This window comes from Kitasatospora sp. NPDC054939, assembly GCF_053610105.1.
Genome location: NZ_JBSGXP010000225.1, coordinates 1 through 9,032 on the forward strand (window position 1 = coordinate 1; position 9,032 = coordinate 9,032).

The 9,032-nt window shown below is 75.0% G+C and carries 8 protein-coding genes; 1 reads left to right on the forward strand and 7 read right to left on the reverse strand.

Going from position 1 to position 9,032, the window contains the following annotated elements; genetic code table 11:
* Positions 1-37 precede the first annotated feature (37 nt).
* Complete coding sequence (locus ACWGB8_RS36645) at positions 38-979, forward strand: NAD-dependent epimerase/dehydratase family protein (protein ID WP_452217987.1); 942 nt, start codon at positions 38-40, stop codon at positions 977-979.
* Positions 980-1,046: 67 nt separating this feature from the next.
* On the opposite strand, the gene ACWGB8_RS36650 is transcribed toward ACWGB8_RS36645, so the two are convergent.
* From ACWGB8_RS36650 to ACWGB8_RS36680, 7 genes are all read right to left on the reverse strand, one after another.
* Positions 1,047-2,231, reverse strand: a complete 1,185-nt coding sequence (locus ACWGB8_RS36650) for an agmatine deiminase family protein (protein ID WP_452217988.1) — start codon at positions 2,229-2,231, stop codon at positions 1,047-1,049.
* Between the two features lie 165 nt (positions 2,232-2,396).
* Positions 2,397-3,194 (reverse strand): ABC transporter ATP-binding protein, encoded by a 798-nt coding sequence (locus ACWGB8_RS36655; RefSeq protein WP_452217994.1) that lies wholly within the window; start codon positions 3,192-3,194, stop codon positions 2,397-2,399.
* Between the two features lie 79 nt (positions 3,195-3,273).
* Positions 3,274-4,251: an ABC transporter ATP-binding protein gene (locus ACWGB8_RS36660; RefSeq protein ID WP_452217989.1), complete on the reverse strand. Its 978-nt coding sequence runs from the start codon at positions 4,249-4,251 to the stop codon at positions 3,274-3,276.
* A complete protein-coding gene (locus tag ACWGB8_RS36665; protein ID WP_452217990.1) occupies positions 4,248-5,102 on the reverse strand; it encodes an ABC transporter permease in 855 nt (284 codons plus the stop codon). The genes ACWGB8_RS36660 and ACWGB8_RS36665 overlap by 4 nt, the downstream gene beginning before the upstream one ends.
* Positions 5,099-6,058: an ABC transporter permease gene (locus tag ACWGB8_RS36670; RefSeq protein WP_452217991.1), complete on the reverse strand. Its 960-nt coding sequence runs from the start codon at positions 6,056-6,058 to the stop codon at positions 5,099-5,101. Before ACWGB8_RS36670 ends, ACWGB8_RS36665 begins: the two co-directional genes overlap by 4 nt.
* Entirely contained in the window at positions 6,055-7,728 is a 1,674-nt protein-coding gene (locus ACWGB8_RS36675; protein ID WP_452217992.1) for an ABC transporter substrate-binding protein, read from the reverse strand. The genes ACWGB8_RS36670 and ACWGB8_RS36675 overlap by 4 nt, the downstream gene beginning before the upstream one ends.
* 136 nt (positions 7,729-7,864) lie before the next feature.
* Positions 7,865-8,878 carry an agmatine deiminase family protein gene (locus tag ACWGB8_RS36680; protein ID WP_452217993.1) on the reverse strand — a complete coding sequence of 338 codons (1,014 nt, stop codon included), beginning with the start codon at positions 8,876-8,878 and terminating at the stop codon, positions 7,865-7,867.
* Between the last annotated feature and the right edge of the window lie 154 nt (positions 8,879-9,032).

Here is a 9,032-nt window from a genome sequence, read left to right on the forward strand (position 1 = left end):
GCGCGGGGCCGCACCGCCGCCGCGTTAGTGTGCATACGTGAGTCTTCATGTCGTCATAGGATTCGGACCCGCCGGCGCCGCCACTGCGCGGCTGCTGGCCGCACAGGGTCACACCGTACGGGTCGTCACCAGGACCGGCCGCAGCCCCGAGCCGGGGATCGAGCACGTCGCGCTGGACGCCGCCGACAGCGGGCGCCTGACCGCCGCGGTGCGGGGCGCGGACGCGATCCACAGCTGCGCCGCACCGCCCTTGCAGCACTGGGCGCGCGACTGGCCGCCGCTCGGCTCCTCGCTCTGCGCGGCGGCCGAGGCGAGCGGTGCCGTGCTCGTCATGCTCGGCAACCTCTACGGCTACGGCCCGGTGGACGGGCCGCTGACCGAGGAGCTGCCGCTCGCCGCGACCGGCACCAAGGGCCGGGTGCGCGCCGCGCTGTGGGAGCAGGCGCGGTCCCTGCACGAGCAGGGCCGCATCCGGGCGGTGGAACTGCGCGCCTCGGACTTCTTCGGCCCCGGCGTCACCGACGGCGGGCACCTGGCCGCCCGGGTCGTCCCCCGGGTGCTGGCCGGGAAGGCGGTGTCCGCGCTCGGCGATCCGAACGCCCCGCACAGCTGGAGCTACCTGCCCGACGTGGCCGCGGCGATGGCCGAGGTCTCCGGCGAGGAGAGCGCCTGGGGCCGGGCCTGGCACGTGCCGACGGCGCCCGCGCAGTCGGCCGGGGCGATGGTCGCCCGGCTCGCCGCCGAGGCCGGCACCGGGCCGGTCGCCGTCCGCGGGCTGCCTCCGGCGGTGCTGCGGGTGGCCGGGCTGTTCTCCCCGCTGCTGCGCGAACTGCAGGAGGTCCGCTACCAGTTCGAGCGCCCGTTCGTGATCGACGCGAGCGCCTGGGAGGCCCGGTTCGCGCTGCGGGCCGCACCGCTGGACGAGCAGGTGAAGGCGACCGTCGCCTGGTGGCGGGAGCGCACCGCCGGCACCCGCTGACACCGGCACGGCCCGGGCCGCCGGGGTGCGGTCCGGGCCGGTGGGGGCGGCGGTGCGCAGCGGCTCGTCAGGGGGTCGGCTGCTGCTGGGTGGAGCAGTGGATGCCCCCGCCGCCGGCGGCGATGGCGTCGATGCCGACCGGGACGACCTCGCGTCCGGGGTGGAGCTCGGCGAGGATGCCCCGGGCGCGGTCGTCGGCTGCCCGGTCGCCGAAGCGGGGCATGATCACGGCGCCGTTGACGACGTAGTAGTTGAGGTAGGTGGCGAGGAACTCCGGCGGGAGGTCCGGGTCCCCGCCGAGGTCGGGTTCGGGGAGCTCGACGATCCGCAGGGTGCGGCCCCGGGCGTCGGGGGTGCTGCGGAGCACCTCCAGGGCCTGGTCGGAGGCGCGGGACCAGATGTCGGGCGGGGTGTCGGGGCCGGGGCGGTGCAGGACGACGACGCCCGGTTCGGCGAACCTGGCGAGGGCGTCGACGTGGCAGTCGGTGATGTCCTGGCCGGCCACGCCGGCGAACCAGATCACCTTGCGGACGCCGAACAGCTCCTTCATGGCGGCCTCGATCTGCTCGCGGCTCTTCCCTGGATTGCGGTTGGCGTTGACCCAGGAGCTCTCGGTGGCCATCAGGGTGCCCTCGCCGTCGACCTCGATCCCGCCGCCCTCCCCGGTGATCGGGGCCTGGATGCGCCGGATGCCGTAGCGTTCGAGGAGCCGGCGGGCGACCTGGCCGTCCTCGGCGTGCGGCTGCTTGTCGCCCCAGCCGTTGAAGTCGAGGTCGACGCCGGCGATTGCGGCGGGCCCGGTGACGAAGGTGGGGCCGGTGTCGCGGGCCCACAGGTCGTCCACCGGCAGGTCGACGACCTCCACGGTGGAGCCGCACAACTGCCGGGCCTCGGCGCTCTGGTCCGGACGGGCCATCAGCACCACGGGTTCGAAGCCGGCGACGGCCTGGGCCACGTGCGCGATGTCGGCGCGGACGGCGGGCAGGTCCTCGCCCCACACCTGCTCCAGGGCGGGCCAGGCCATGAAGGTCCGGGTGTGCGGCGCGGACTCGGCCGGCATGGCGTACAGGGCGGCGGGGTCGGTGGTGGCCGGTCCGGCGGCCGGGCTCGGGGAGCTGCCGCCGCCGGACGGCGGGGTGCCGTCGGTGTCGGACCCGTCCATGGTCCAGGTGCAGCCGTCCAGCAGGGCGAGGGCGGCGGCCACCGCTCCCGACCGCAGGACGGCCCGGCGGGAGAGGGCGGATTCGTTCACGGCTGGCCCCGTCTGCTGTCGGACATCACCCGGTTCCGGGCGATATCCGACAGTAGAGGGGGCCGGGGAGCGCGCGGGTGAGCCCGCGCGCCGCCGTTCGGGGGAATCGGACCCGGACCGCCGCCGTGGGGTTGTCGGCGGCCCGGGCCCTGCTCGGGGGCGCCGCTACAGCGCGCGGCGGGCGGCGGCGATGGCGGACGGGTCCCAGCCGGGTCGGGGGACGGAGTCCAGCAGCAGCCGGGTGTAGGGGTGGCGGGGGCGGGCGAGCACCTCGGCGGTCGGCCCGGACTCGACGACCCTCCCCTGCCGCATCACGATCACGTCCTCGGTGACGCACCGGACGACGCCCAGGTCGTGGGTGATGAAGAGGTAGCCGATACCGGTCTGCTCGCGGATGTCGGCGAGCAGGTTGAGGATCTGCGCCTGCACCGAGACGTCCAGGGCGGCCACCGCCTCGTCGAGGACGAGGACGGCCGGCTCGACCGCCAGCGCCCGGGCGATGGCGACGCGCTGGCGCTGCCCGCCGGAGAGCTGCCGGGGCAGCGCGTCGGCCTCGCGTTCGCCGAGGCCGACCCGGTCGAGGAGTTCGGCGATCCGGCGGCGGTGGTCGGTCCCGGGGAAGTGCAGCCGCAGGGTCTCGCGCAGGGAGGCGTCGACGGTGGTGCGCGGGTCCAGCGAGAGGTACGGGTCCTGGAAGACCATCTGCACCTCGCGGGCCCGGGCGAGCCGGTGGGCCCGGCCGCGCCGCCGCTCGGTGCGGTCCCGCCGGTGCACCAGGACCCGGCCGGTGTCGGCGCGCTCCAGGCCGACGACGATCCGGGCGGTGGTCGTCTTGCCCGAGCCAGAGCCGCCGACGATGCCCAGCGACCCGCCCTCCTTGAGGTGGAAGGAGACGTTGTCCACCGCCTGGACCCCGCCGTAGGCGCGGTGCAGGCCGACGGCCTCCAGGACGGTCCTCCGCATCGGCGGCGCTCCCTCCGGGCGGGCCCCGGCCCGCCGCTCCCGGTCGGCCGGCCCGTTCCGGTCGGGCAGCTGGTTCCGGTCAGACATCGGCGCTCTCCTCCGCGGTCCGGTCGCTGTGGTGGCACGCGGTGCGGCGGGCCGGCTCGGCCGCCACCGGCAGCAGGGCGGGCGCCTGCCGGGTGCAGAGGTGGGTCGCGAGCGGGCAGCGCGGGGCGAACGGGCAGCCGACGACCTCCTCGCGCAGGCCGGGCGGCCGGCCCTCGATGGCGGCGAGCCGGCCGCCGGGCGCGTCGTGGCGCGGGGTGGAGGCGAGCAGCGCGGCCGTGTAGGGGTGGCGGGGCCGGGCGAAGAGGTCCGCGGCGGGCCCGGTCTCCACGATCCGGCCGGCGTACATCACGTACACCCGGTCGCTGATGGCGGCGGCCAGCCCGAGGTCGTGGGTGACGAACAGCAGGCCGGTACCGAAGCGCTGCTGGAGGTCGCCGAGCAGGGCGACCACCTCGGCCTGGGAGGTGACGTCGAGTGCGGTGGTCGGCTCGTCGGCGAGGATCAGCGCGGGGTCGCCCATCAGGGCTGCCGCGATCATGACGCGCTGGAGCATGCCGCCGGACACCTGGCCGGGGAAGCGGCGCAGCACGGCGGCGGGCAGGCCGACCGCGTCCAGCATCTCGACGGCCCGTTCGGTGGCGGCCCGGGCGGTGAGCGGGCCGCTGGAGCGGACGCCCTCGGTGAGGAAGTCCCCGAGGCGGTGCATCGGGTTGACGGCGGCGCGGGGGTCCTGGAAGACCATGGCCGCGGTGTCGGTGCGCAGCCGGCGCAGTTGTCCGGGCGTCATGGCGAGGACGTCCGCGCCGTCGACCCGGACGGTGCCCTCGGTGGCCGCGCCGGGCGGGAGCAGTCCGAGGACGCTGCGGGAGGTGAGGCTCTTGCCGGATCCCGACTCGCCGACCAGGGCGACGGTCTCCCGGGCGGCGACGGTCAGGTCGACGCCGGCCAGTACGGGCCGGGCGGTGTCGGGCAGCCGCAGGTGGTACGCCTGGATGTCGAGGATGCTCATCGGTCCCTCCGGGCGACCCGGTCGGCCCAGCGCTCGCCGACGACGTTGAAGGCGACGACGGTCAGCACGATCGCCAGGCAGGGCAGGACGGCGGACAGCGCGTAGCCGTGCTGGACGGCGGACTGCCCGTCGAAGACCATCCGGCCCCAGTCGGGGGTGAGCACGGGGACGCCGAGGCCGAGGAAGGAGAGGCCGGCCAGGTCGAGCAGCGCGTAGCCGAAGTTGACGGTCGCCTGGGCGAGCACCACGGGGGCGATGCCGGGGACGACGTGGCGCAGGCAGATCTGCAGGCCGGAGTGGCCCTGCACGCGGTACGCCTCGACGTACGGGCGGGCGCGTTCGGCGAGGACCAGCGAGCGGGTGAGCCGGCTGACGTACGGCAGGTAGGCGACGGCGAGTGCGAGGACCGGTGCGAGCAGGCCCTCCCCGTACACCGAGACGATCAGGATGGCGAGCAGCAGGCCGGGGAAGGCGAAGACCAGTTCGGTGCTGCGGGAGAGCAGGGAGTCCAGCCGGCCGCCGCGCCAGGCGGCGGTGGCGCCGACGGCGACGCCGGCCAGGGTGGAGAAGGCGACCACGCCGAGCGGGCCGAGCAGGGAGGTGCGGGCTCCGGTGACCAGCCGGGCGAGGGTGTCGCGTCCGGCGGCGTCGACGCCGAGCAGGTGGTCGGCGGAGGGTCCGGCGAGGGCGTTGCCCAGGTCGACGGCGTTCGGGTCCGCGGGGGCCAGCCAGGGGGCGAGCAGTGCGGCGAGGACGACCAGGCCGACGAAGCCGAGGCAGAGCCGGTGCAGCGGGGCGCGGGTGGTACGCAGCCGGGCGAGGCCGGGCCGGCGCAGCAGGGCGGCGGTCATCCGGCGGCCTCCTTCGTGCCGAGGGTGACGCGGGGGTCGACCAGCGGGTGGAGCAGGTCGACCACCAGGTTGACGGCCATGAAGAGTCCGACCATGACCAGGGAGATGGCCTGCACGGTGGGGAAGTCCTTGGTGGAGGTGGACAGTTCGAGGAGTTGGCCGACGCCGCCGACCCCGAACGCGGTCTCCACCAGGACGGTGCAGACCAGCAGGGTGGAGACGACGAGCCCGCCGGTGGTCAGCACGGTGCCGAGGGCGTTGCGCAGGACGTGGCGGCGGATCACCCGGTGCTCGGCGACTCCGCGGCTGCGGGCGACGGTGACGTGCTCCTGGCCGAGCACGTCGAGCATCGAGGCGCGGGTGACCCGGGCGAGCGTGCCGATCAGGTAGCAGGCCAGGGCGAACGCGGGCAGGGTGAGGTGCCACAGCATCTGCCCGAGCCCGTCGCCGGTGCCGCTGGCCGGGAACCAGCCGAGCTGCACCGCGAACAGGCCCTGCAGCAGGACGGCCGCGACGAAGGACGGCGTGGCGACGGCGACGGTGGTGGTGACCAGGATCGCGGAGTCGGTGCCGCCGCCGCGCACCGCGCCGAGCCGGCCGAGCAGCACGCCGATCACGATGACCAGCACCAGCGCCATGGTGACCAGCAGCAGGGTGACGGGCAGGCGGTCGGCCAGCAGCCGGGAGACGTCGGTGCGGTAGGTGATCGAGCGGCCGAAGTCGCCGTGGACGACCCGGCCGGCCCAGCGCAGGTACTGGAGCAGGAACGGTTCGTCCAGGTGGTACTGGGCGTTGATGGCCCGGATCGCCTCCGGGGAGGCCGAGCGGCCGGCGAGCAGGAAGCTCGCCGGGCTGCCCGGCGCGAGGTGCAGCGCACCGAAGATCAGGAAGGAGGCGCCGACCAGGGTGGCGGCCATCTCGGCCAGCCGGCGGGCGGCGAAGCGCAGGAAGCTCACTGTGCGGCCCCGACCGCGGCCGCCCACGGGTGGTACAGGTAGGAGATCGTGGTGGGGGCGCCGGTGATCCGCTTGTTGAGGAACACCGCGGTGGGCCACTCAGCGACCGGGATCCAGAGCAGCTGCTCCGAGGCGATCCGCTGCAGCTCGGCGGTGACGGCGAACCGCTGCGCCGGGTCGGTGGCCTCGACGGCCTTCTGGACCAGGCCGTCGTAGGCCGGGTCGCTGTAGGACGCGAAGTTCTGGTACGCGCCGGTACGGAAGTTGGCGAGCAGGTCGAGCGGGTCGGTGATGGAGTCGTAGTACGTCTCCGGGAACATGTCGATGCCCTCGCGGGCCTTCGGGTCGGTGAACAGCGCGGTGAAGGCGTTCGGGGCGATCGTCCGGAGCCGGACGTCCAGGCCGATCTTCGCACCGGCCGACTGGACGGCGGTGGCCAGCACCGACACGTCCTGGCCGATCGGGCTGGTGGCGACGGTGAGGGTCTTGCCGGTCGCGCCCGCCTCCGCGATCAGCGCCTTGGCCCGCGCCAGGTCGGGGGCGGTCGGGGTGAGCCCCTCGAAGGCCCTCGACCGGACCTCCTCCGGCGCGGCGGCCCAGGCGGCCCGGCTGGTCAGCGAACCGGTGACGCTCCCGGCGCCGCCGAGTCCGGCCCGCACGAAGCCGCTCCGGTCGAGGGCAAGCGAGAGCGCCCGGCGGACCCGGACGTCACCCAGAACGCCCTGCATGCTGGTGACGTTGACGTTGACGGTGCTGAGGCCCTCGCCGAAGTACAGCGCGCCGGCACCGCTGGAGCGCAGCCGCTCGTACGCCTCGGTGGGGATCAGGTAGCCGCCGTCGGCCTCGCCGCTGAGCAGGGCGTTGACCCGGGCCGAGGGGTCGGTGAGGAAGCGGAACCCGACCTTGGCCGACTTGGCCCGGGTGCCCCAGTAGCCGTCGAAGCGCCGGAGCTCGACGGACTGGCCCTTCTGCCACGCGCCGAGTTCGAACGGCCCGGTGCAGGCGAGGCCGCCGCCGGTGCCGTAGTCCTGGCCGGCCGCCTCGATGCCCGCCCGGGAGGCCACCACACCGGCGGCGGTGGCCATGTACTGGTTGAACTGCGAGTCGGGCCGGTTGAGTTCGACGGTGACCTGGAGCGGGCCGGTCTTCGTGACGGTGCGGACGTTCTGGAACTGCTGCGCCCAGGCGGAGGCGTTCTCCGGGTCGGTCTGCCGGCCGAGGCTGTACACCACGTCGTCGGCGGTCATGGTGCCGCCGTTGTGGAAGCGGACGTTCGGGCGCAGGTCGTAGACCCAGGTGGTGGGCGCGGGGTTGGAGACCTTCTCGGCCAGCCCCGGGGCCAGGGTCAGCTGCGGGGTCCACCGCATCAGGCTCTCGCAGACGTTGGCGAGCACGGTGTTCTGCGGGTAGTCGAACGCCGAGATGTAGTCGAGGGTCGGCGGTTCGGCGTAGACGGCCCAGGTGAAGGACTCCAGGTCGCCCTTGGCGGGCGGGCTGTCGGCGGAGAGCCGGTAGGCGGCGGCGTCGGCCGCGCCGTTCTTCGGCGGCCCCGCGCAGGCGGTGGCGAGCACGGACGCGGCGAGGGTGAGCGCGGCCAGGGCGGCGGCCGGGAGGGCGGTCCGGCGGCGCGGGGAGCTACGGGTCGCGGACCCGTCCTGGGGAGCTGGCATGAGGGTGGGCTCTTTCCGTGCGTGACGGGGCGAGGGGGTGGCCGCCCGGCGGGCCCGCCGGGGCGGCGAGGTGGTGCGGGGTGGCGGGGTGGTGCGGGGGTTTGTTGGTGCGGCCCGGCGGGGGGGTGTCGGGCCGTCAGGCCGTGGGGCGGGCCACCGGCACCTGCTGGGTGATGCAGTGGACCCCGCCGCCGCCGAACGCGATCACCCGGGAGCGGACGCCGACCACCTTGCGGCCGGGCAGGGCCGCGGCGATCACCGCGAGCGCGCCCTCGTCCTGCTCCGGGACCCCGGCGACCGGCACGACCACGCCGCCGTTGGCGACGTAGAAGTTGAGGTAGCCGACCTCCACCCGGGTCCCGTCCACCTCGACGAAGGCGCTCTGCGGCAGGTCGACGATCTCCAGCCGGCGGCCGCGGGCGTCCACGGCGGCCTCCAGGACGGCCCGGTTCTCGCGCATCCGGAAGTAGTCGGGGTGCTCGGGGTCGCTCGGGAGCTGCACGACCACCTTGCCGGGGGCCACGAAGGCGCAGACGCCGTCGACGTGGCCGTCGGTCTCGGTGTCCAGCAGTCCGCCGTACGGCAGCCAGATCACCGTGCTGACACCGAGCTTGGCGATCAGCTCGGCCTCGATCTCGTCCTTGGCCATGCCGGGGTTGCGGTTCGGGTGGAGGAGGCACTGCTCGGTGGTGATCAGGGTGCCCTCGCCGTCGACCGTGACGGCGCCGCCCTCCAGGATCATCCGGGAGTCGATGCGCTCGACGCCCATCCGCTCCAGCAGCACGCCGGCGATCCGGTCGTCGGTGTCGTACGGGTGGTGCTTGCCGCCCCAGGCGTTGAAGCGGAAGTCCACACCGGCCCGCCGCCCGTCCGGCCCGAGCACGAAGATCGGCGCGGAGTCGCGGAACCACGAGTCGTCGATGGGCAGTTCGACCACCTCGATGCCGTCGCCACACAGGGCGCGGGCCTCCTCGCCCTGGCCGGGGCTGGCGACCATCGTCACCGGCTCGAACGCGGCGATGGCGCGCGCCACCTCGGCGTACTCGCGGCGGGCCTCGTCCAGGGTCGCGCCCCACAGGTCGGGCCGGGTGGGCCAGGCCATCAGGCAGCGCTCGTGCTCGGTCCACTCGGCCGGCATGCGGAAACTCACGATGGGACTCATCTCTGTCTAGCGGGTCGGTCTGGCTGGTCTGGCGGGTGGGACGGGCCGGTCCGGCCGGGCGGGGCGGCTGTTCTGGCGGCGGGTCCGGTGGGGGCGGGCGCCGGTCCGGCCGGGCGGGGGCGGGGGGGCGCCGGTCCGGCCG